16 protein-coding genes are annotated in these 24,029 nt (G+C 52.6%); 12 read left to right on the forward strand and 4 right to left on the reverse strand.

The genetic code is table 11. The features are described 5' to 3' along the window. Nucleotides 1-22: 22 nt before the first annotated feature. The 3 genes from B3007_RS14640 to B3007_RS14650 all read right to left on the reverse strand — a co-directional run bounded on the left by B3007_RS14640 (nucleotide 23) and on the right by B3007_RS14650 (nucleotide 4,503). Nucleotides 23-1,423, reverse strand: a complete 1,401-nt coding sequence (locus B3007_RS14640) for an aminoacyl-tRNA deacylase and HDOD domain-containing protein (RefSeq protein ID WP_297531599.1) — start codon at nucleotides 1,421-1,423, stop codon at nucleotides 23-25. Nucleotides 1,424-1,520: 97 nt separating this feature from the next. Then, the gene (gene recG, locus B3007_RS14645; RefSeq protein WP_301376897.1) at nucleotides 1,521-3,599 is read right to left on the reverse strand and encodes an ATP-dependent DNA helicase RecG; all 2,079 of its coding nucleotides are present in this window, start codon (nucleotides 3,597-3,599) and stop codon (nucleotides 1,521-1,523) included. Nucleotides 3,600-3,603: 4 nt separating this feature from the next. Beyond that, complete coding sequence (locus tag B3007_RS14650) at nucleotides 3,604-4,503, reverse strand: hydrogen peroxide-inducible genes activator (RefSeq protein ID WP_301376896.1); 900 nt, start codon at nucleotides 4,501-4,503, stop codon at nucleotides 3,604-3,606. A gap of 136 nt (nucleotides 4,504-4,639) precedes the next feature. Between B3007_RS14650 and B3007_RS14655 the strand changes: the two genes are divergently transcribed. Then, nucleotides 4,640-5,491 carry an SDR family oxidoreductase gene (locus B3007_RS14655; protein ID WP_301376894.1) on the forward strand — a complete coding sequence of 284 codons (852 nt, stop codon included), beginning with the start codon at nucleotides 4,640-4,642 and terminating at the stop codon, nucleotides 5,489-5,491. A 111-nt stretch (nucleotides 5,492-5,602) separates the two neighbouring features. Beyond that, nucleotides 5,603-7,153 carry an AbgT family transporter gene (locus B3007_RS14660; RefSeq protein ID WP_301376892.1) on the forward strand — a complete coding sequence of 517 codons (1,551 nt, stop codon included), beginning with the start codon at nucleotides 5,603-5,605 and terminating at the stop codon, nucleotides 7,151-7,153. Nucleotides 7,154-7,159: 6 nt separating this feature from the next. Here the strand turns inward: B3007_RS14660 and B3007_RS14665 are convergent, their stop codons facing one another. Then, a complete protein-coding gene (locus tag B3007_RS14665) occupies nucleotides 7,160-9,760 on the reverse strand; it encodes a protein kinase domain-containing protein (protein WP_301376890.1) in 2,601 nt (866 codons plus the stop codon). Nucleotides 9,761-9,907: 147 nt separating this feature from the next. Between B3007_RS14665 and tagH the strand changes: the two genes are divergently transcribed. From tagH to tssC (B3007_RS14715), 10 genes are all read left to right on the forward strand, one after another. Next, the gene (gene tagH, locus B3007_RS14670; RefSeq protein WP_301376888.1) at nucleotides 9,908-11,683 is read left to right on the forward strand and encodes a type VI secretion system-associated FHA domain protein TagH; all 1,776 of its coding nucleotides are present in this window, start codon (nucleotides 9,908-9,910) and stop codon (nucleotides 11,681-11,683) included. 18 nt (nucleotides 11,684-11,701) lie between these two features. Beyond that, a complete protein-coding gene (tssJ, locus tag B3007_RS14675; protein WP_301376886.1) occupies nucleotides 11,702-12,244 on the forward strand; it encodes a type VI secretion system lipoprotein TssJ in 543 nt (180 codons plus the stop codon). Between the two features lie 64 nt (nucleotides 12,245-12,308). Next, on the forward strand, nucleotides 12,309-13,643 hold the full coding sequence (tssK, locus tag B3007_RS14680) for a type VI secretion system baseplate subunit TssK (protein WP_301376884.1): 1,335 nt from the start codon (nucleotides 12,309-12,311) through the stop codon (nucleotides 13,641-13,643). Between the two features lie 3 nt (nucleotides 13,644-13,646). Further along, complete coding sequence (gene icmH, locus B3007_RS14685; protein ID WP_301376882.1) at nucleotides 13,647-14,540, forward strand: type IVB secretion system protein IcmH/DotU; 894 nt, start codon at nucleotides 13,647-13,649, stop codon at nucleotides 14,538-14,540. A 354-nt stretch (nucleotides 14,541-14,894) separates the two neighbouring features. After that, nucleotides 14,895-18,401 carry a type VI secretion system membrane subunit TssM gene (gene tssM / locus B3007_RS14690; RefSeq protein ID WP_301376880.1) on the forward strand — a complete coding sequence of 1,169 codons (3,507 nt, stop codon included), beginning with the start codon at nucleotides 14,895-14,897 and terminating at the stop codon, nucleotides 18,399-18,401. A gap of 9 nt (nucleotides 18,402-18,410) precedes the next feature. Next, nucleotides 18,411-19,058 carry a type VI secretion system-associated protein TagF gene (tagF, locus tag B3007_RS14695; RefSeq protein ID WP_297531617.1) on the forward strand — a complete coding sequence of 216 codons (648 nt, stop codon included), beginning with the start codon at nucleotides 18,411-18,413 and terminating at the stop codon, nucleotides 19,056-19,058. A gap of 83 nt (nucleotides 19,059-19,141) precedes the next feature. After that, entirely contained in the window at nucleotides 19,142-20,407 is a 1,266-nt protein-coding gene (gene tssA, locus B3007_RS14700) for a type VI secretion system protein TssA (RefSeq protein ID WP_068439110.1), read from the forward strand. A gap of 52 nt (nucleotides 20,408-20,459) precedes the next feature. Further along, nucleotides 20,460-20,978 carry a type VI secretion system contractile sheath small subunit gene (gene tssB / locus B3007_RS14705; protein WP_068439112.1) on the forward strand — a complete coding sequence of 173 codons (519 nt, stop codon included), beginning with the start codon at nucleotides 20,460-20,462 and terminating at the stop codon, nucleotides 20,976-20,978. Continuing rightward, nucleotides 20,978-22,462 carry a type VI secretion system contractile sheath large subunit gene (gene tssC, locus B3007_RS14710; protein ID WP_068439115.1) on the forward strand — a complete coding sequence of 495 codons (1,485 nt, stop codon included), beginning with the start codon at nucleotides 20,978-20,980 and terminating at the stop codon, nucleotides 22,460-22,462. Before tssB ends, tssC (B3007_RS14710) begins: the two co-directional genes overlap by 1 nt. Nucleotides 22,463-22,546: 84 nt before the next feature. Beyond that, complete coding sequence (gene tssC / locus B3007_RS14715) at nucleotides 22,547-24,028, forward strand: type VI secretion system contractile sheath large subunit (protein WP_301392233.1); 1,482 nt, start codon at nucleotides 22,547-22,549, stop codon at nucleotides 24,026-24,028. The last annotated feature ends 1 nt before the right edge of the window (nucleotide 24,029 follow it).

Below are 24,029 nucleotides of genomic sequence, written 5' to 3' on the forward strand. Positions count from 1 at the left end.
ATGGGCTGATTTAAGTAAAGCCTCAGTGATTCAGAATGCTGATAAGGTCAGCGAAGCTGTCCTGATTCTCAACCAGAGTATCTGCCACTTCAGCCGCGTCTTCAGCGGACAGCCCCAGACGAGCATATACCTGCTCTGGAATGACTTCTGACGGTCCGTCACCCACACCACGTTCACGCAGCAGACGCACGGCAACGAAGAGCAGGTTCGCATAGCCTGAATAGTCGCCATCGTAATCGGCGTTGTGCATCTGACGCAGCGAAGCAACCAGTTCACCGGGCATCTGCCACTGCATCATCAAGGCAGCGGCGCACTGCTCACGGCTCATGCCGAGTAAGTAGTTTTCAATGTAGAAACGGTTAATGTGCGGGTTTGCCTCAATGTGGCGGTTGATCAGCGAAAACTGGGGCGGAAACACCTGCGCCAGAATCAGAAATCCGAAGTTATGCAGCAGACCGCTCAGGTAGGCCATGCCCTGTGATGGGCGACCTGCTGGCTCTATTTTACGTACCAGTTCGCCGCACAGTGCTGCGGTCATCACTGCCTGCTTCCAGAATGGGGTGTAACCGTGCGGCCCTTCTTTAGGCACAGCCAGAGACCGGCCCAGCGCCAGCCCGAGTGCTAGGTTGATCACCAGATCAAAACCGAGCACGCGGATCACCGCTTCTTCAACACTTTTGATCTCGCCACGTGTGCCGTAGTACGGAGAGCGCGCCCAACTCAGTACCTGAGCCGACATGCCTGGATCAACCTCAATGGTCGTGGCCAGTGATTTGCTGTCGGCTTCCGGGTCGACCCTCAGTTCGATAATCTTGCGCGCGACTTCGGGTAGAGGCGGGAGGTCCAGGGTTTCTTCGAGGCGCTGTTTGATTCTGAGCGGCGTAAACTGACGGATGGCCGAATGGACATCATCAAGATCCTGATCGCTGCCCTGTCCCGGGCGGTCAGGACGCAAAGGCGTGCTGTAGTTGCCGACATGCGAGCTGGTCGTTAGCGCGCGGAATTCCGACATCGGAATCTTGAGCCAATTTTTGCCTTCTTCGCCAGAGTATACGAACAGCTCCTGCTCGCGCAGCAGCGCCTGATCAATCATGGTTTCCATTTCGGTGATCTGCGGTATCGCCGGAAACTGGTCAATTTTGTAGCGGGCCTTGAGCAGATCAAGCTCGTCCACAGACAGAGCGGTGAACTGCCTGCCAAAGGCATGTGACAATTGGGTGAGATCAAGCATCCGGTCGCCCGGTACCAGAACCTGCACCTGCCCCAGCTCATCTTTCAGGAACACATTATAAGCAACCTTGGAAGAGTAGGATGCGGGCGGATTACTTTGCATGATTTCAAACAACTCCTTGTCATCAGCGGCGGAGTAGGGGATTCGCCAGTCTTCAAGGATTTTCTGTACGACGGCTGGAATGGCTGACATGTTTTCGCCCCGGAATTCGTTCTTTCAGAAAATATAGTAGAGATCCTGAAAAATGTGGTTGATTGGGACTAAATTGGAGATATTTCTTTGTTCGGGGTCAGACGTTAGCGAAGCGTTCGGCGTCCCCAAGCCAACGTTTAATCAGGGGTTCAACGGTGGCTGGGTGTTGGTACCAGAGATCATTGGCCATTTCCTGTACCTGAGGCAGAAGGTCGGCATCGCGTTGCAGGTCGGCAATTCTGAGCATCTGCAGCCCGGTCTGGCGCGTGCCCAGTAATTCACCGGGGCCGCGGATCTCGAGATCCTGTTCGGCAATGTAAAAGCCATCCTGGCTATCGCGCATGACCTGCAGGCGTTGTTTGCTGGTCAATGACAGGGGTGATTTGTAGAGCAGGACGCAATGACTCTTTGCGCTGCCACGACCAACCCGCCCCCGCAGCTGATGCAGCTGGGCCAGGCCCAGGCGCTCTGGGTTTTCAATGATCATCAGGCTCGAATTTGGCACATCGACGCCGACTTCGATGACGGTGGTTGCGACGAGAAGATCCAGCTGATGATCTTTAAAGGCAGCCATGATGTCTGCTTTTTCAGCGGCCTTCATGCGTCCGTGAACCAGACCGACGCGCAGCCCCGGAAGCGCTTTCTGGAGTTCTTCAAAGGTATTCTCTGCTGCCTGACACTGCAGGGCTTCGCTTTCTTCGATCAGGGTGCAGACCCAATAGGCCTGCGCGCCCTGAGAGCAGGCTTCCTGTACGCGCTGAATGATTTCCGGGCGTCGCTGATCGCTGATGGCAACCGTGGTAATCGGGCTACGCCCCGGAGGCAGTTCGTCAATCACTGAGGTATCGAGATCGGCGTATGCACTCATGGCCAGAGTTCGTGGTATGGGCGTTGCCGTCATGATCAGCTGATGCGGAGCAAGCCCTGCGCGTTCACCTTTCTCCTTGAGTGACAGGCGTTGATGAACACCAAAGCGGTGTTGTTCATCGATGATGACCAGACCGAGCTTCGAAAAATGCACGTCCTCCTGAAATAACGCATGAGTCCCTACGACCAGTTGCGCTTCGCCACTGGCGATTTCATATAAGGATTGTTCCCGGGCTTTTCCTTTAACTTTGCCGGCAAGCCAGCCCATGCGAATGCCAAGCGGTTCAAACCAACCCGCCAGATTACGCAGGTGTTGCTCGGCAAGGATCTCGGTCGGTGCCATTAACGCAACCTGATAACCTTGTTGAAGCAGATCACAGGCAGCGAGCGCCGCAACTAAGGTTTTACCAGAACCAACATCGCCCTGGACCAGGCGCAGCATCGGATAGGGTTGCTTGAGATCTTCAGTGATTTCATCGGTGACGCGTTGCTGGGCACCGGTTGGTGTGAACGGCAGTTTCTCCAGTAGTGCGCTTCGCAACGTATGGTCACTCAGGATGGCGGGTGCTTTATCGGCCTGTACCTGAGCACGCAGTTTAAACAGAGATAACTGGTGCGCCAGCAGTTCTTCCAGAATTAAGCGCTTGTGTGCGGGGTGGCTGCCTGACTCCAGCTGTAACAGGTCCGTGTTTGCGGGCGGGTTATGAAGAAACAGGAGTGCTTCGCGCAGGCCCGGGAGGCGCCATTGCGCGCACCACTGTTCGGGGAGCAGATCAGGAAGAGCCACCTCATCCTGCTTCAACAGCTCAATCATCTGTTCGTGAAGCAGGCGCAGGCGCTGCTGAGTAATACCATCGGTGGCCGGATAAATAGGAGTAAGAGACGCTTCGAGCGGCGTATCCAGACCGTCTTCGATGCGTTGGTATTCAGGGTGGTATAGCTCGAGCCCGCTGGCTCCTCGACGGGGTTCTCCATAGCAGCGCAGCAGAGTGCCTTTGCTCATCTGATTTTTTTGCGCCGCATTAAAATGAAAAAAGCGCAGATTGATCAGTCCACTCTGATCCTGAAGCTTAACCAGCAGGCTGCGACGCTTGCCAAACACCACGCTCGAGCCCTTCACCTCTCCCTGAATAACCGCGGGCCGCATAGGCATCAGGCCAGCAATGGGGGTGATTTTACTCCGGTCTTCGTAGCGGAAAGGCAGGTGAAAGGCGAGGTCAGTGAGAGAGTGGATATTCAGTTTACCCAGCTGCTCTGCCAGTTTTGGCCCGACGCCTTTCAGATCCGTTAGCTTACCGGAGTTCGCCATCAGGTTACTTCTTAGACCAGCACAGCTGGGCGTTTTCAATCAGAAGGTCGATGGCATTGCCTCGAGGGAAACTGGCGCGCCAGGCAAGAGCCACCGTCCGAAACGGCGCCGGCTCACGGAACGGACGCGTGGCCAGCAGGTTTTCGTCCATATTTCCGAGAGCGGACTCAGGGAGCACAGTCACACCGAGGCCGGTGGCGACCATGTGTTTGAGTGTTTCCAGTGAGCTGCCTTCGAGGACGCTACCCACCCGGCTGTGCTGTTTGCGGTGCAATGCGGGGCAGTGTTCAAACACCTGATCGCGGAAGCAGTGACCTTCGCCCAACATGAGCAGGTCGAGGTCGATCAGTTGCTCAGGGTCGATATCTTTCTGCTTCGTCAGCTCATGTTCTTTGGGCATGACGACGACGAACTTCTCTTCGTACAGAGGTCGGGTCACGACGTCGGGTTCAGTAAAAGGCAGCGCAATCACGATGGCGTCCAACTCGCCTTCTCTAAGCTGCTTACGTAAGACACCGGTGTAGTTTTCTTCCAGGTAGAGCGGCATGCCCGGCGCGGCACTGTGTATCTGCGGAACCAGATGAGGAAACAGATAGGGCCCGATGGTGAAAATGGCGCCGAGGCGCAGTGGCGTCGACAGCTGATTTTTGCCCGAGCTGGCGATATCTTTAATGGCCCGGGACTCCTCTAAAACACGTTGAGCCTGGGCCACAATACGCTCACCTAACGGGGTAACGGTGACGGAATTTTTGCTGCGCTCAAAAATGGCGACCTCTAACTCGCTTTCCAGCTTTTTTATCGCTACGCTGAGCGTCGGTTGGCTGACGTAACATTTTTCAGCGGCTCGGCCAAAATGTCGTTCCTGTGCAACAGTGACGATATAGCGGAGTTCGGTCAGGGTCATGATTGTTACCTTGAATGAAGGTGGCTTATCTGATTTATTCTACCTATCCATTACGTCAGCGAAAGACCGTAATAAAATAAAACGTAAGGTACCGCCTAGATGCGGTACAAAATGCCTGAAATAGTGGAGGAAAGGCATGGCTTCTATTTTGGTTGTGGGCACCGGAGATATCGGCGGCCATCTGGCACAGGACCTCGCCCGGGAAGGGCATGACGTGACTGGCGTCCGCCGTTCGGACAAGCCCGTTGGGGAAGGGGTTCAGGTGATCAGTGCTGACGTGTCAGATGCCAGCACCCTGACCGACCTGCCAGACAACATTGATATTGTCGTATACAGCGTGGCAGCGCCGGTTTTTTCGAAAGAAGGCTATCACGCCTACTATGTGAAAGGCCTGAAGAATATTCTTAAGAAGCTGAAAGGGCAGACGCCTAAGCGTGTTTTCTTTGTTTCCAGCTCTTCGGTATATCACCAGATGGATGGTGAGTGGGTCGACGAAAACTCCGAAACTACGCCATCCAGCTTTGCCGGCAAAGAAATGCTGGCGGCCGAGAAAGTACTGCTCGATTCGGCATTCGGCGGCACTGTCGTACGCTTCACTGGTATTTACGGTCCGGGCCGTGAACGCATGATTCAGCAGGCGCGTCAGGGTGGTTACTGTGACCCTGAACCCGCTGTATGGACCAACCGCATTCACCGTGATGATTGTTTGGGAGTACTCAAATTTCTGATTAATCGCGCCCTGAACGGCGAATCACTCGATGACTGCTATCTCGCCACTGATAACGAGCCAGCCACTCTGTTCGATGTCCTCGAATGGATGAAGGATCGTATCGGTGAGGTCGACCCGGACAGCGACGTGGGTGAAGTATCACGCCGCGCTAACCGTCGTTGTTCTAACAAACGACTGCGTGAGCTGGGCTACGAGTTTAAATTCAGCAACTATCAGGAAGGTTATGATGTGATGCTGAATGAGATGGGGCTGGTCTGACAGCCCTCTGGCATTGCCGGATTAGTCCGGCAGTGTCTGCTACCAAAGCCCTGTAGCTTGAACCCTGCTGATATTCAGGCATTCTGATGACACCTGTCGCCGGAAATGCCTATGACCTCTGTTACTGAACGCCTTCTCTCCCGTATTGAACATGCAGGGAACCGCCTGCCTCATCCTACGCTGTTGTTTATCTGGCTGTGCGGACTGGTACTGCTGATTTCAGGGCTGGCATCTGCTCTCGGCTTATCAGCCGTACATCCTGTTAATGGTGAACAACTGACAGCGATGAACCTGCTCTCTGCCGAAGGGGCAGCGAAAATTCTCACTAAGACCGTATCGAATTTCACTGGGTTTGCCCCGGTAGGAACCGTACTGATTGCCATGTTGGGGCTGGGAGTTGCAGAGCGCAGTGGTCTTATTGCTGTTCTACTGTCTTCGATCGTTCGTGGTGCGAGAGGGGCCTTACTGACGTTTCTGGTGGTCTTCGCAGGCGTTATGTCGAGCCTTGCCGCTGACGCAGGCTATGTTGTTCTTATCCCTCTCGCTGCACTGGTATTTAAAAGTGCCGGTCGTCATCCCCTGGCCGGTATTGCAGCTGCCTTTGCGGGCGTCTCTGGTGGCTACAGTGCCAATCTGTTGCTCGGGCCATTTGATGCTGTATTAGCCGGTATCAGCACCGAAGCGGTGAGACTGGTTGAGCCGGGGGGCGAGGTAAATATTGCCGCCAATTACTGGTTTATGGTCGCTTCTGTTTTTCTGGTCAGTGCGTTGGCCACCCTGGTAACAGCACGCTGGGTCGAACCGCGACTGGTTTCAATAACGGTTGAAGATAACGACGAGGTAGCTGCAAAAGAGAATCCGCAAGAACAGGTTTTCACCGAAGAAAGTAAACACCATCCGGAAGAAATTAATCAGAGCCGCGGGCTGAAAGCCGTTGCGATTTTTACTCTGATATTTGCTCTTATCTGTGCCAGTGGGTTAGCGGGAGAGAATGCCTGGTTGCGTCAGGGTATGGCCATTATTTCTTCGCCCTTTATGAAAGGCATTGTGGTTGTTATCTCAATTTATGCACTTTTATGTGGGTATATTTATGGTCGCTTCAGCGGTACCTGGCGTCAGTCGCATAAGTTGGTTGACGCGATGGAGGCGAGCATGGCGACCATGGCCGGTTACCTTGTCTTGATGTTCTTTGCGGCACAGTTTGTTGCCTACTTCGCCTGGAGTAATCTGGGGATTATTTTCGCAATTCATGGTGCAGAACTGCTGACAGAATTGAACGCCCCAGCTCCCGTTATGCTGGTGGCTTTTATCCTTATCGCAGCGACCATTAATTTATTTGTCGGAAGTGGCGGCGCTAAATGGGCGCTGTTAGCACCGGTATTTATTCCTATGCTGATGCTTGTTGGCATTGCACCGGAAACCACTCAGGTGGCTTTCCGCATTGGTGACAGCAGTACAAATATAATTACACCACTTATGCCGTATTTTGGCGTGGTGTTAGCGTTCGCGCAGCAATACCGCAAAGATATCGGCATCGGTACCATCATGAGCATGATGCTGCCGTACAGTGTGGCATTTCTTATTGGTTGGACAGCACTTCTGGTGCTCTGGACCGGGATGGATTGGCCGCTTGGGGTAATCAACCCTCCGGCGGCCAATTAAGCAGGATTAACGTGCCAGTTCACGTACCAGGCGGAAGCCGGTAAATTCGTCAGCGGTGCCGTTGTGAGCAGTTACTGTGCTGTAACGACATTCGTTCAGAGGCGTCTGGCGAGAGCCACCGGCGGCGACCAGTTCGTTATCGCGGTATGCCCATTCCTGAACGTTACCGACATGCGATGCCAGACCAAAGGAGTTTTGCTTACCGTTGGTGGTTTTGTGCAGCTCAAGACCTTTCTCAATGGCTCCGTATTTCAGGAAGCAGTTACGCTCCGGAAATTCAGCCGCGCCGTCGGCGGTCGCTGCAGTTAACCATTCATCATACGTCGGCAGACGGTAGTAATGCCCGGTAACGGAACTCAGCCAGCCTGCGAAATTCTCTGCAAAATCCACTTTGATGTTGTGAATAGGCATAAAATTACGCGCGTATTTATCGGCATCACACAGCTGTGAAACAGTGCAGTAGTCGGCGACGTCATCGTAGGTAATTTCGTATTGGCTGATGGCGATCGGGCGTCCACCGTCCGGAGCAGGCACAACCACCATCGTCGGCCCCAGTGCGTCACGTGGCAGTGGATCTGCACAGGTGTAACGGCGACCTTTAGCACCGGTCCCTGGCTCGAGGTGTGAGCAGTAATCGACAACCAGTGGATCGAGCTGGCCTTGCGATGGCAGCAGTTCGCGGGCTTCGGTCAGCATGGTATCGGCGGCAAATGGGCTGACGGCTGCAAGTTTGTTAAAGCAGTTGGTCAGTGAGTTAGCAACGATATTACGCAGGTCAGCCGAGCGACCCGGGTCCAGCGACTCAAGTGCTTTCAGGTGGCTGGCGACGTCACCGGCGACATCAATCTGGTTCGGGCAGCGCAGGGATTTTTCGAGCGCAGCCACTTCTTGACGGATACGGATCTGGCGTGCTTCTTCGAGTTCTTTCTCTCGTTTTTCCTGTTCCAGGCGAAGCAGGTCGGCTTCTTTTTTCGCTGCGGCGAGACGTTCATTTTCTTGTCTCAGGCGATCGGCTTCCTGATTGGTCAGTACCTGATTGGTCAGCAGTTCGATCTGATCTGCGGGAGCTTCCCAGCGACTGGCGTACTGCAACAGACTCAGAACGTTTTCGAGATTATTGTCAGCGATGCGCTGCTTCGCTTCTTTTATGTAGGCTGCAATAACACGCTGACGAACACTTTCGTTCAGTTCATCGGTATTCAGCCCATCGATATTCGACACCAGATTTTCATAGTTCAGCAGTTCACGGCGCAGCTCCATATCCCACTTAGGGGTAAGGGCTGCAATCTGAACCAGCTGTTCGATTTTCTGTGTCTGGTTGGTGATGGCCGAATCTTCAAGTTTCTGCGCGAGTTCTTCTTCGAGCTGAACTTTTAACTGTTCCTGAGCGATCAGCTGTTCCTGATACTGTTGATAGTAAACACCGCCACCAACGACAAAAGCAGTCAGCGATGCCGCCAGAGCCCAGATAAGCATGCGGGCTTTACCGAAGAACTGTTTGTAAAACTCATCAACCGTTGCCGTACGCTGATCGCGCTTCAGTTCCAGTGCGCCTGACAGGGCGTTCCACTGGCGACGGGTCAGGCCTTTAATGCGCTTAGGCTTGAGCTTTTTAGTCAGCGCCTGATCTGCAGGGGTTTTGTTAAAAGGATGCTTGCCTGCATACAGTTCGTACGCCACACAGCCAAGGGCGTAGACGTCATCAGACTGCGCTGGCTCTGCGCCTTTGAGCATTTCGTAGCTGGCGTAAGCCGGAGTCAGCGCTCCGAGTGTGCCCGCATCAAAAATGGTTTTTTCTCCCGCACCGTGCGCTGCGCTGCCTTCGGATACCGCGCGGGCGATACCGAAGTCGAACACCTTCGAGCCCTTGTTCTTGGTGACGTAGATATTTCCGGGCTTGAAGTCGGAATGAATAATGTTGTGCGAGTGTGCGTAAATCAGTGCGTTAGAAATATCACGCAGTGCACTTTCGGCCTGCTCAGGCGGCAAGCCGTTTGGATGTTCCCGTAACAGTTCATCGAGTGGAGCGCCTTCGAGGAACTCCATGGTCATAAATACGGTGTCGCGGTCCCGGTCAAAATCGTAAACGGTTACGATGTTCGGGTGAGCCAGCGTCTGTGACTTGCGCGACTCCCGTTGCAGCGAAATAAAGGCATCCGGGTGTTGACGGAAATCGTCATTCAACAGTTTGACGGCTACATAAGGGTCTGAGTCACTGGCTTCAACTTTACGTCGGTCGAGTGCTTTATATACCGCACCCATACCGCCAGCACCGAGCATGGAAACCAGCTCGAAACGCCCTTTGATCACTTTGTTGTTAAGGGCTGATACGCGCGGCGTAGTACCACCAGTGGTGGTGCTACCAGTGCGACTGCTGGTCGGCGTCGACAGGGGAGTCTGCGAAGTCACCAGCGTGGCGTCCGGGTTTCGCTGAGATTTGTTCGGTGTTGAGCCGCCCGCTAATACAGTAGCGTCGTCGTTTTTAGCAGGACCTTCAGAAGCTTTGCCAGATGGCTTTCCGGTTGCTTTGCGGTCTGAATTGCTGGCGTTTCCAGTGGATTTTCCACCGGTGACAAGACGTGTCTTGTCGTCCCTGTTATCGGTCATATTGAGCCTGTCGTATCGATACCCTTGACGTATTTCGTCCTTTTCGAGCCCTGGTTCCTCGTTGGCCCGACCTTCCGTTTGCTTGAACTCAGAAAGTGGCGCCGATATTATAGGACTTGCTCGCGCGGCTCAAGACAGGTGTCTGTTGTGACCGCTCGTCTGCGCTGCGGTTATTCTCTTTTTGCCGCTGAACCACAGGAAACCTACGGTGAAGAAATGGACTTGATTCTGACGGTCGTCGAATGCCCGCCTCACGCCAATATGCTCAATCACACGAAAGTCTTCCGCAGTGCGGGTGGCTCAGTCGGACGTGCCGACTCCAACGATTGGGTATTGCCGGATACCGAGCGCATTCTTTCTTCACGTCATCTTGAGGTTGTGTTCGCTGATGGTCGCTTTTCGTTGCTGGACCACAGCACCAACGGTACATTTGTGAATGACAGTCAGGACCCTCTTGGTCCCGGTAAGCCGCACCCTCTGGCCGCAGGCGATGTTTTAATCTGTGGTGAGTATCAGTTGCAGGTCACTCTTAAGGCGCCTCCGGCTGAGCCCGCGATTCCGGCTGATTTAGGGTCGGCAGATTTCCTTGATAAAGGAGATCGCACGACGTTTAACCCGGCAACGGCCGCGAAGCAGCAGTCGGCGAACAGTGCCAGTCAGTTAGATTCCTGGCTTGAGCCGGGTGCTCAGACACCGAAACAACCAGAACAGGACTGGGGCGCTGTCGTGTCTCAGTCGGTGGGCTCTGCTAAAGATGACCCGTGGGGTTCATCGTCATCGGATGATTCCTTATTCGGAGGGTCGTTTGGATCGTCGTCATCGGGCAATGATCCCCTCGCTGCGTTAAATAAACCGGCTTTTTCAGATCCTGCACCGTCGTCGTCCGGTTGGGATGATAATGACGATTGGTGGAAAAGCGGATCAGCATCAGATCATGCCCCTGTAGAACAGCAGAACATCAGAATTCCTCGGCCAGAGGCGCCTGTGCAGCAGGCCCCTCAATCGCAGCACTCTCAGACTCCTGACCCGTTTGCTTCAGATTCTTTTGCGTCAGCGTCGCCCGCGTCAGAGCCGAATCCGTTTGCAGCATCTGAAGCGGTTGCGGGCGGAGCTGATGATATTGATAGTTTGTTCGGGATACCTGCGTCTCCCGAGAAACCACAGACTACGCCACCGGCGTTTTCGTCATTTCCTGATTCGCAGCAGGTGCCTCCTGTGCCTGAATCGCAGATCCCGGAACCAACACCTGCAGCCTCCCGTCAGGGTCAGGCTGCGTTCGGGGCTGGTCAGCCTGGTTCTGGATCAGCTCAGGCTGCGTCTGGTGCAGGCACGTCGAGTGTTGATGTCCGACAGCTGGCCAGTCTTATGGGCCTGAATAATATCTCGGATGATCAGCTGGATAGCTTAATGCCCGAGGTCTCTGGCATTGTAAATGAGGCCGTGACCCGCCTGATTGATCTGTTGCGTGCCCGTACGGCGATCAAAAATGAACTTCGTGTACAGCACACCATGATTCAGACTGTGGATAACAACCCGCTGAAATTTTCTGCCAACGCAGAAGACGCTCTGAAGATGATGTTCAGCCGTGATGCGTCTGCATTTATGCGTCCTCAGGATGCGGTGCGTGACAGCTTTGATGACTTGTCTGATCATCAGGTGGCTGTCCTGAAAGGCATGCATGCCGCGTACGATACGATGTTTAAACATTTTGACCCGGATAACCTGAAGCAGCACATTAATGCCCGTGATTCGCTGCTGGGTAATAAAGATGCGAAAAACTGGCTCGCGTTCGAGCAATACTTCAAGGCTCTGAAGTCGGACTATGAGACGACGTATAACCAGTTATTTGGTGAAGAATTTGCCCGCGCCTACGAAAAGCAGTTGGCCGAGCTTAAAAATACACGGGCGCTTAACCGTACCTGATTACTTTTAGGAAAAACAATGCAGTTTAAGAAAGGATGGCACCTGGTTTCGCTGGTGCTGGTACTGGCGATGATGTCGGGGTGTCAGTCGGCGCGTAAAGCGTTGAATATGGATACCAGCGCCGTTATCGAATTTACGGCAGGCACGCAGATCAACCCGGATGCAGATGATCGTCCGTCACCGGTCGTGATCCATGTATTTAAGCTGGCTGATGATCGTCAGTTCAGTCGGGAAGATTTCCTGAGTCTGTACGAGGGCGCACCGGCTCGTCTGGGTAAAGATCTGATCGATACCATTGTGCTGAAAGAACTGACCCCGGGTGAGCAGCGTATCGAAACCATCGAGCTGGCGACCGAAGTTAAGTATCTGGGGCTGATGGCTGAGTTTATTCAATATCGTGACGCCGAGGCGTTACTGGTCATTCCAGTATTGGAACACAACGAAAATGTGGTTCAGGTCGGTATCGAGGGAAATCAGATTGCCGTTGTTGAAATAGAAGAAGACAACAGTGCTGCTACGCCTCACAAGAAACTACGCAGCGATCGTTCTTCACAACTCTGACGGTCGCGCTATTCAGAATTCGGAATTCACTGTACGGTCTGTGCAGTCACGGAAAGGATGACTCATGTCTTCAAAGAACAAGGTAATCTGGTCGGAAGGAATGTTCCTGCGCCCTCAGCATTTTCAGCAGCAGGATCGTTTTGTTGAGCGCCTTGTTGATGTTCGCACCGGGGCCGTAGGTAGTTATTACTGGGGTATTCAGGAGCTGACGATCGATGTCGAGGCGCTTGAACTGGGCAAAGTTTCTATTTCCTCAGTCCGCGGTATTTTCCCGGACGGCACGCCGATACTGGCGCCTGAAGCGGAAGAACTTCCTCCGATTATTGAGATTCCTGAAAATACCCGGGATGAGATTGTTTACCTGTGCGTGCCTATGCGTCGCCCTGGGGCTCAGGAATCCGTTCGTGATGCTGAAGAGTTCCCACAGGCACGCTTCCAGACTTACAACTTCGATGCGCGTGACAGCTCGTCTGCATCAGGACAGTCGGCACGTATCCAGATCGGTAAATTATCCACTTGCTTTAAGCTGGGCTCAGAAGACCTCGGTGGTTACGCCTGTATTGGCATTGCCCGCATCGCAGAACGGTTACCGGGAAATCCGGTAAAACTCGATAAAACATTTATACCGCCCGTGCTCGATTGTTCGGTCAGTGGTGAAATTAAAGGTTACATCGAAGAAGTGTCAGGCCTGCTGCGTCAGCGTGGTGAAGCTTTGAGCCATCGCCTGAGCGATTCAGGACGTTCAGGTTCTGCCGAAATTGCAGATTACCTTCTGCTACAGGTCATTAACCGCGTGCAGCCGTTGGTGAAGCATCTGACTCAGTTAGCAACTCTGCATCCTCTGACACTCTATACCGAGCTGTTGCAACTGGCAGGCGAACTGTCGACATTTACTGCCAGTGATAAACGTCCACCGGAAATGCCCCTGTACATTCACACAGATTTGCAGCAGACATTTGCTGGGCTTTTCTCGGCGCTGCGCCAGTCGCTCAGTATGGTACTTGAGCAGTCAGCTATTTCTCTGGATCTGGTCGAGCGTAGGTTCGGTATTTATGTGGCGCCGATCACTGATCCATCATTGACGCGTACTGCATCGTTTGTGGTTGCGGTTAAAGCGGACATGCCAACAGAAGTGTTACGTAGCCGCTTCCCTGCGCAGGCAAAAATTGCACCGGTCGAAACTATTCGGGAGCTGATCACGACGCAGCTACCGGGTCTGAGAACGCGCCCGCTGCCTGTCGCGCCACGACAGATTCCGTACCACGCCGGTTTCACTTATTTCGAAATTGAGAATACCGGGGATCTGTGGAAGTCGATGCAGCAGTCCGGTGGTTTCGCGGTACATCTTGGCGCCGATTATCCCGGCTTAATCATGGAACTCTGGGCAATCAGGAGCTGATGTATGGGCAATGATGGACAACAGCCGGGCGCTTCTGACCGCACGGTCATGATTCCTACGCCGGGCGCTGCGCGTTCTTCTGCTGGTGCAGGGCAGGGCCGGGCAGCACCGCCTCAACTAGCGATGGCGGGCAATGAAAAAATCGATGTGCGTCATGGGCTTAATCCGCTGGTGACAGGCGCAACCACGCTGTTGACTCTGGTGACCAAGCTGCGTTCGACCATGAAGCACGATCAGGTGCCTGACTTGCATAAGCGTCTGACGGAAGAAATAAAGAGCTTTGAGCGTAACGCGAGAAATGCCGGTATTTCCGGTGACACCGTCGTCGCTGCGCGTTACCTGTTATGTTCTGTCATTGACGAAATGGTGTTGAATACCCCATGGGGAGCGGGCAGTGGCTGGAGTCAACATTCACTTCTGAGTCTGTTTCATCAGGAAACGTCGGGTGGTGAAAAATCCTTCCTGATTCTGCAGAAGCTGCTGGAAACGCCGGGGACTCACCTCGATCTGCTTGAACTTTATTATCTCTGCCTGAGCCTGGGTTTTCAGGGGAAATATCGCGTTATGCCCCGGGGGAACGAGCAGCTCGAACAGATACGCGAAAACCTGTATCACACCATTGAAAGTCATCGCCCTGGGTGGGAGTCAGAGTTGTCGCCCCACTGGGAAGGTTCCGTGAAGCCCAGCGAGTACCTGAAAAATTATATTCCTTTGTGGGTCATCGCCAGTGTTGTGATGGCGTTACTCGTGCTGACCTATTCCGGTTTCCGTTATTGGATGTATCAGGAGACGACTCCCGTCGCTGAAAGTATCTACTCAGAGATATCCGGCGTTGACGGTACACCTGCAAAAGATTCCGAGGTGGTATCACCACCACAAGGTAAGCGGTTTTATTAGGGCCTGTTAACACTAAGTGAAGCGTGCCTGCTGAGAGCCAGTTTTTCTCAGAACAAGGAAAGAGGAGTGATATTAACGGGTTAAATGAATGACCAAAGACGACGTAAATGGGAAAAACTGGCCTCAGCCCGAAGGGTTATGGCTAAAAATCCCTCATATCGCGTTACTGTTCGCTTGCTTAACCCGTTAGGCGACACTCTCAGTGCCTTATCTGAGGGGGTTTTAGCCGATAACAGGCCTGTTTAATTAGTGTTAACAGGCCCTAGTCTTGCTGTCTTTGATGAGATAGCTGCTGAATGAATAAAAATGACCATCGGGTAAGGATGCGCCTCCCGTTGTGTACATGGAGAACACATGAAAAAGCTGTTGGCGTTTCTGCAAAATAAGTGGGTCGTCGGAATTATCGGGCTCACGGCTCTGTCGTTGCTGATCTGGTTTGGTGCTGAATTTATCAAGTTCGGCGCAGATAATATGACGCTTAGCCCGATGACCCGGGCGATTATTATCGGATTTTTCTGGTTGTTCTGGCTGACCTGGAATGTCAGCCAATGGCTGGTTGAACGTCGACAGAATAAAGAATTGCTGGGCGAGATTGAGTCATCTCAGCAGAAAGACAACGACGTTGTTGACCCCGATCAGGAGCGCAGTCAGGAAGAGCTGGCACAGATGGCAACCCGCTTCCGTGATGCTCTGGCCACGCTCAAAAAGGCACGTTTCAGTTCGCGTCGGGGCAAACTCAGCCTCTATCAGCTCCCCTGGTACATTATTATCGGTCCGCCGGGCTCGGGTAAAACCACCGCGCTGGTGAATTCGGGGCTGGAATTTCCATTGGCTGACACCCATGGTAAACAAGCCCTGGGCGGCATCGGTGGCACTCGTAACTGTGACTGGTGGTTTACTAACGACGCTGTTCTGATTGATACCGCAGGCCGGTACACCACCCAGGACAGTCATCGGGTGGTGGACAATAATGCCTGGCAGGCTTTTCTCGCCCTGCTGAAAAAATATCGTCGTCGCCGTCCTATTAACGGTGCTCTGATTGCTATCAGTCTTCAGGATCTGATGGTACAGACGAAAGAACAGCGTGAGCAGCAGGCAAAAATTATCCGTGCCCGCATCAGTGAATTGCAGGATGAACTCGGTATTCGTTTCCCCGTTTATCTGACCTTTACTAAAGGCGACCTTGTGGCTGGCTTTGCTGAATTTTTCGGTAACCTGTCACAGGCCGAGCGCGAGCAGGTCTGGGGTGTGAGCTTCCCTCAGGAAGAGAGTGAAAATACGGGTGCTGATATCAGCCGCTTCCGTCACGAGTTTAATCAGCTGGTGGAGCGCTTGAACGAGCGTCTGCTGTGGCGTGTCCAGCACGAGCGTAATACCGATAAGCGCGCCATGATTCAGGGTTTCCCGCCAGCGCTTGAAAGTCTGGCGAACGTCGTTGATGGGTTTATTCAGCAGACGTTTGCACCGAATAATTACAGCACAGTACCTATGTTGCGTGGTGTCTACTTTACCAGCGCCACACAGGAAGGTAGCCCGATTGACCGCATGATGGCGCAAGTGAGCGCTAACTTTGGTCTTGAACGCAGTATGGGCAAGCAACAGCATAACAGCGGTAAGAGTTTCTTTATTACCCGCCTTTTCCGCGATGTTATTTTCCCTGAATCAGAGCTTGTTGGTGTAAACCGTAAGATTGAAAACCTGTTGCGCTGGATGCGCCGCGGTGCGGTTGCGGGCCTGACCGGTTTATTGATTGGCTGTGCGGCTCTATGGACTGGTGCTCTGGTGCAGAACCGGGCATACATGGCTGAGGTTGATAGCCTGCATCGTGATTATCTGCAATTACGTGAAACCATTCGCCCGGAGCAGGCGACAACGGAAGAAGCACTCGAACTTCTGACTCCGCTCTATCAGGCGAGCCTTGTTTACGATCAGGAAGAGCACCCCTTCATCAGTTACCTTGGCCTGTATGATGGCCGCGTCGATGCAGCGGCAGATCAGGCGTACAACACGCAGCTTAATCAGGTGTTTTATCCGGCTGTAGCTAACATGCTCGAGCGTCACCTCAATGCGCTGGGCGCAGACGATAGCGCGCTTTTACCTGTGTTTCGTGTGTATCTGATGCTGTTTGATCAGGAGCACCGCGATTATGAACAGATTCGCGCTTACGCAGAGACTCGCTGGCAGGATCTCCTGCCCGGTGAAGCGACTAAGCAGTCGCAGCTGCTGACTCACCTCGATCACCTGATTGAACTGGGCTTTGATGAACAGCTCCAGCCTGATGAATATGTCGTTACTCGCACCCGCCAGTACTTACAGCGTATTCCGGTTGCTCAAAGACTGTTTGCGCAACTTCAGAAAATGGGCAACAACGCCCGTGAAGTTGACCTCTATCGAGAGATCGGCGGCAATCCTCAGCAGGTGTTCGGTTTAAGTGAAAATGATCCGGTATTTATGATGCCGTTCCTTTTCACTAAGGCAGGATACGATCAGGCGGAGTATGGCCCTGACTCCGAAATGATGAAACAGATCGCTGCGGATCAGTGGATCTATGGCGGTAATATCAGTGGCGAAGATTACAGCAAAGCGGATCTCGAGAAATTAAGTGCCGATGTCGAGAAGTTATACCTGACTGAGTATGCCCGCCGCTGGCAGGCCTTCTACCAGAAATTCAGCCTCGCGAATTTACCGGGTGGTAGTCAGTCTGTCACCCACCTACTTAAGTTGGCAGATCAGCTTTCATCGCCACTCTCTCAGGTGACAGAGCTGGTTGTAAAAAACACGACTCTTACGCCAGAAATTGAAATGCCTACGGCCTCCGGTGCTGCTGGCGGTCTCGTCGAAAAAGCGGCGGGTATGGTGTACGACCCGACGCTGGTTGATCTTCGCTTCCGTGATATCCAGCGCATGCTGGCGGCCGAGAAAGGCACGCCTTCTAAGTTTGCGGGTTATCTTGAAGCGATCGGAGCACTGGCTGAATACCTCGGTCAGATTGATGGTGCTCCAGATTCAAATGCGGCGGCTTTTGAAGCGGCGAAAAAACGTTTCTCTGGTGGCGGTGCTGACGCCATTCAGCAACTTAAAAACCTGGCGGCAACCGCACCTGAACAACCTGCCGACTGGCTGAATAAACTGGCCGATCAGACCTGGGGCGCTGTCATGGGTAAAGCCGGTGTGCATCTTAATACCGTATGGCGTTATCAGGTCTATGAGACTTTCCGTAATACGCTGGGCGACCGCTACCCACTGGTTGCAGGGCGTCAGTCAGAGGCCTCAGTGGTCGCATTTAATGAGTTCTTCAAGCCGGGGGGTATCCAGCAGGCATTCGTCGATGAATATGTGTCTCCGTTTGTCGATACCTACCGCTGGAAGCAGAAAGGTTATGGTGGTTTCTCTTTAGGCTTAAGCAGCGAAGCGTTGCGCCAGTTCCAACGTGCTGACGATATTCGCCGCGCCTGGTTCTCAGAAGGTGAAGCTGCTGCGATTAACTTCCGTGCGACGCCTGAGAAACTCCACTCTAATGTCCGTCTGTTTACGATGGAAATTGGTGAGAATCGGATCAGTTATTCTCATGGCCCTCGAATTGAAAAATCGCTGAACTGGATCGCCGGTGAAAGTGGGCGTTCTCGTATTGTGTTCGAAGACCTTGGAGAGCGGGTGTCCAACGATCAGTACGATGGTGACTGGTCGCTGCTGAGAATGCTTGATGATGCTCAGCTGCACTCCACCGTAAATAAATCTGAAAAGGTAATTACGTTTACTGAGTCTGGGTATCAAGCGCAGTATCGACTGGCAGCGAGCACGAATGTAAATCCATTCGACCTGTCATTGCTTCGTAACTTCCGTTGCCCACAGTCGCTGTAAGGAATTTTTATGAACTACGGCATCTACGGTAAGTTACCCGCGCACGGCGATTTTCTGGTTCGTAATCTACCGCAGACATTTATCGATGTCTGGGATGAATGGCTGCAGTGCGTCGTGGCAGGCTCACGCAATATTCTTGCTGATGACTGGTTAGACTTTTACTTAACCAGTTCTGTCTGGCGCTTTGGTCTTGATGCCGGCGTTGTTGATCAGCAACGCTGGGCTGGCATTCTGGTGCCGAGTGTAGATAGCGTTGGCCGTTATTTCCCCTTGTCGATTGCTGTGCCTTTCGCTCAGGGTGAAAACCTGTATGCGTTGATGGCGGATGGCGACGGTTGGTTTGCAGAGCTGCAACAGGTAGCCATATCCGGGCTTCAGGAGCAACTGACTGTTGATGACCTTTGTGAAAAGCTGAGTCATGTCGCCATACCTGCGTGCACGAGACATTGCTTTGTAAGCGCTTCGGGCAGCCAGGTTTCTGTGGGAGGTGCCAATCCTGAATTTGGTTCTCTGCATAGCATGACGCAGCCCGTGCCCGGCAGTGTCAGCCTTTGGGGAATGAGTGCGAATGAAAATACGCCGTCGGTATCTTTTGTCGCATCTGGTTTTCCCTCTCCGGAAGAATATACCCACATGCTGACGGGTCAGTGGTCATAATTTAATGGGTGTTAACACCCTACGGCTGGTGTAGTATCATTTTCCTACTGGACCAGAAACACCAAAATTGAAAGGACTCTGCCATGCCATTTGGTCAAGTTGTCGATATCGAAAGCCTCGTCGCCCCTGTTAATGAAGATACTCCGCAGGGCATTGATATTCGTGAAGACCGCTCCCCAACGTCCGATTACTACACCATTAAAGACGCCCGTAATGCCGCTCGCGCCGCTGAACGCTCGGCCATGTTCGGTGGTGACGATGAAGTGGATGTGGCAGGCCCCTGGGATATTGTGCAGCGTACTGCCAGTAAGATCCTGACAGAGTCCTCAAAAGATCTGGAAGTGGCGTCCTGGTACCTCGAAAGCTTAGTCCGTAGCCATGGTATCTCGGGTCTGCGTGATGGCCTCTCAGTGATTAATCAGCTTATCGATAACTTCTGGGACGATGTGTATCCATTGCCTGATGAAGACGGTATTGAAACGCGCGTTGCGCCTCTGACTGGTCTTAATGGTGATGGCGGTGAAGGCACTCTTCTGGCGCCGCTGCGTAATATCGAAATCACGGTTTACGGTGACAAAGGCGCATTCAGCTACTATCAGTATTTGCAGGCTCGTGACGCTGATAAGATTGACGATGACGACAAGAAATCAGAGCGAATTGCGTCACTGGGTTATAGTCTGGCTGAAATTACCGATACGATAGCCGCCACTGACCTGCTTACCTGCCAGAATTTTGTAACCACACTTGAAGAGTGTGCCGAACTCTATAAAAACATCAGTTCGACCTTGCGTGAGAAGTGCGGCGCTGAAGCACCGCCAAGTTCAAAAATCACTGAACTGCTTGCCGAAATCGTACGTACCACCCGTTTTATCTATAAGCCGAAGCTTGATGAAGCCGATGCTGCAAGCGCTGCTGTAGAAGCCGAAGAAAGTGCTGCAGCCGCTGAGGATGCCGCAGCAGACGCCAGCGCCATACAGGGAGGGCAGGTTGTGCGTTTAGTGAATGGAACCACAGGGCCGATTACCAATCGCGAAGAAGCACTTAAGCGCCTTGAAGAGGTCGCTAAGTACTTCCGTCAGTACGAACCACATACACCACTGGCGCCGGGTCTTGAGCGCCTGATCAGCTGGGGCCGGATGACGGTCGCCGAGTTGATGATGGAGCTGATTCCAGACAGCAATGCTCGCGGTCTGTTCTCGCAGTTTACAGGCGTGAAAATGGACGGCTCAGATGAGTCGACCTATGTTGCGCCGCCTGCCGCACCGGCGGCGAGCGAAGAAGCCGCTGCTCCGGCTGCCGCGCCTGCGCCGCAAGCTGAGCCTGAACCAAAGTCTGAGACCAGCTGGTAAGAATTAACAGAATTACGGTAAACACCGTTACTCAAAGGAAAAGGAGTTACTCATGTCCGAAAGTATCCACAATAAGCTGAAGCGCGTGCGTAAGCCTCGCGTACACATCACATATGATGTTGAAACGAATGGCGCTGAAGTTAAAAAAGAACTGCCGTTTGTTGCAGGTGTCATGGGTGACTACTCAGGTGATAACGCTGAAAACCGCAAAGCGCTGAAAGAGCGTAAGTTCGTTCAGATTGATCGCGATAACTTCAATGAAGTGATGGCTAAAGTTAATCCGAAGCTGAACCTGCAGGTTGAAAACACTCTGGCAGGCGATGGCAACACCATGGCTGTGGATCTGGATTTCCGTAAGATGGACGACTTTACGCCAGAAGCTATCGTAGAACAGGTTGAGCCTCTGAAGCAGCTTCTGGACGCGCGTAACAAACTGCGTGACCTGCTGAGTAAAGCGGATCGCTCTGAAGAGCTGGAAACGGTTCTTGAACAAATTCTGAAAAATACTGACAACATCACTGAGATTTCTCAGCAGCTGGGTGTTGGCGAAAGCAAAGAAGGAGCTGAGTAATGAGTACTGAAGTCGAAGCTGCGGTAGGCGCAGAAGCGGAAGAACAGTCGGTCAGTCTGCTTGAACAGGCAATTACCTACACTAAGCAAACTGGCCGTGAAGAAACTGAAGACCTGCTGGCAAACCTGACCGAGCAGGTTCTGAAAGGTACCGTTACCTGGGATCGTAACCTGACCAATACAATTAAGCAGGCAATTACTGCGATTGATCAGGCGATGTCAAAACAGCTCAGCGCTGTATTGCATGACGAAAAATTCCAGAAGCTGGAAGGCTCATGGCGCGGTCTGAACCACCTCGTTATGAACAGCGAAACTGGCGCTACTCTGAAAATCCGCATGCTTAACCTGAGCAAGCGTGAGCTTTTCCGTGACCTTGATAAAGCGGTTGAGTTCGATCAGAGCCAGATCTTCAAGAAAATCTACGAAGAAGAATTCGGTACTGCTGGTGGTGAGCCATACGGCTGTATGATCGGTGACTTTGAGTTCACTAATCACCCTGAAGATATCGACCTGCTGAGCAATATGTCTAACGTTGCTGCTGCTGGCTTCTGTCCGTTTATTTCAGCGGCTGGTTCAGGCATGTTCGGTTTTGACGATTTCACTGAGCTGTCTAAGCCACGTGATCTGGGCGGTATTTTCGAATCTCAGGAATACATTAAATGGCGCAGCTTCCGTGACAGCGAAGATTCACGCTTTGTCACTCTGGTTATGCCTCGTGTTCTTGCACGTACACCATACGGCGCTGCGTCTAAGCCAGTTGAAGCCTTCAATTTTGAAGAGTTTGATCTGGACGAGTCTGGTATGTCGAAAGCAACTGAGCACGACGATTACTGCTGGATGAACGCGTCTTATGTGATGGGTACTACCCTGACGCGTGCGTTCTCTGAAAACTCCTGGTGTACTGCTATCCGTGGTGCCGAAGGTGGTCGTGTTGATGGTCTGCCGACGCACATCTTCAAGAGTGATGATGGCGATACTGACCAGAAGTGTCCTACCGAAGTGGGTATCACTGACCGTCGTGAAGCTGAGCTGTCTAACCAGGGCTTCCTGCCACTGTGTCACTACAAAAATACAGATTACTCTGTGTTCTTTGGCGCTCAGTCTACTCAGAAGCAGAAAGTATTTGATGACCCGGATGCTACTGCAAACGCGTCTATCTCTGCTCGCCTGCCATACCTGATGGCGACTTCACGTATTGCTCATTACCTGAAAGTAATGGCGCGTGACAAGGTAGGTTCTTTCATGCAGGCAGAAAACTGCGAGCGTTGGTTGAACCAGTGGATTGCCCAGTACACCAACGGCAACCCAGATGCGTCTGCTGAAATGAAAGCCAAGTACCCACTGGCTGAAGCTCGCGTTGAAGTTAAGGAAATTCCAGGTTCTCCAGGTGCATACAGCGCCGTTGCTTACCTGAAGCCTTGGCTGCAAATGGAAGAGCTGACAACTTCTCTGCGTATGGTTGCGAATATTCCGCAGCCTAAGTAAGCAGATATCGGGGGCCTCAGGCCCCCTTTATAATTTCTTCTTCAGAGGTTTTCCGTGCTGAACGATTCCGCAGGCATGGCTGTCATGTCAGAGAATCCTTCGCCAACCCTTTCATCGGACGAAATACCCCTCGCGGATATTTATTCATTCCTTTCTGAAAACGATGATGTGGAGGCGTTTCGCCGTTGGGTCGAACTATCGTCACCCGCCGATACGTCACGTCTGGAGCCTTGTCGTTGGCTGGCTCAACAAGTCGCATTTATTGATGAGCTGATTTCTGAGCAGATTGATGCCGTTCTGCACAATAAGCGCTTTCAGGCGCTCGAAGCTTCCTGGCGCGGCCTCTGGTTTCTGATCGACGCCGTTGTTAATCCCGAAAATACTAAAATCAGATTGTTGGATGTCAGCTGGAAGGATCTCGCTCGTGATATGGAGCGTGCGCCAGACTTCGATCAAAGCGGCTTGTTTCATCTGATCTACAACGAAGAGTTTGGTACGCCCGGTGGGGAGCCTTTCAGTGTTCTGCTGGGTGACTACTACGTTGCGCACAGGCCTTATGAAGACCATCGCATTGATGATGTGTTTACCTTGCAGGGCATCAGCCGGGCTGCAGCTGCGGCGTTTTGTCCGTTTGTCTGCAGTGCGGCCCCTCAGCTTTTTGGTCTGGATGATTTCGATAACCTTGGTCTGCATATCAATGTCGACGAAATTTTCCGCTCGCATGATTACGTGCGCTGGCGTTCGATGCGTGAACACGATGACAGTCGTTTCCTTGCGTTGACTCTGCCTCAGGTGCTGATGCGTGAGCCTTATCAGGATAATCGCCGTTCCCGCCGTGGTCTGCGATTTAATGAAAGCGTCGCAGGTAAAGATAACCGCAAATACTTGTGGGGTAACGCCTGTTTCGCACTTGGGACAGTACTGATCCGGGAATTTTCTGAGGTCGGTTGGTTCAGTCATATACGCGGCGTGCCTCGGGATCATTATGGTGGTGGCCTGGTTACTCAGTTTCCGACGCCGGCCTATCGCACCGATTCATCCCGCGCGATGGTGAAAATGTCGACGTCTGTCACTGTGACTGATCAGTTAGAACGTGAACTGAGCGACTATGGAATGATCGCCCTGTGTCACTGTTTTCAGACGCCGTATGCCGTGTTTAATAACTGCCCATCGCTGCAGATCCCTAAGGTGTATGCGAAAAAATCAGCAACAGCGAACGCACGTATAAGCTCTATGTTGCAGCAGATATTGTGTGGCTCCCGGGTGGCGCAGTACATCAAGGTTATTGTTCGGGATAAGGTGGGCTCCTATACGACCGCCGAATCCTGTGAGCGTTTTTTGCAGAACTGGCTCGATCAATACACGACCGGCCGGGACGACCTTTCATGGGAAATGATGGCACGTTATCCATTGCGTGAGGCCAGAGTTGTGGTGGATGAAGATCCCGCGCAGCCAGGTTATTACTCAAGCCTGGTGCATTTAAAAACGCATTACTCGGTTGACCATCTGGTGTCAGAGCTCAGGCTGACGACGTCATTAAGTCAGATTGATATTGGCAAGGTGTGAT

The organism is Thalassolituus sp. UBA675, from assembly GCF_002297765.1.
In the GTDB taxonomy this organism is placed as follows: Bacteria; Pseudomonadota; Gammaproteobacteria; order Pseudomonadales; family Oceanobacteraceae; genus Thalassolituus.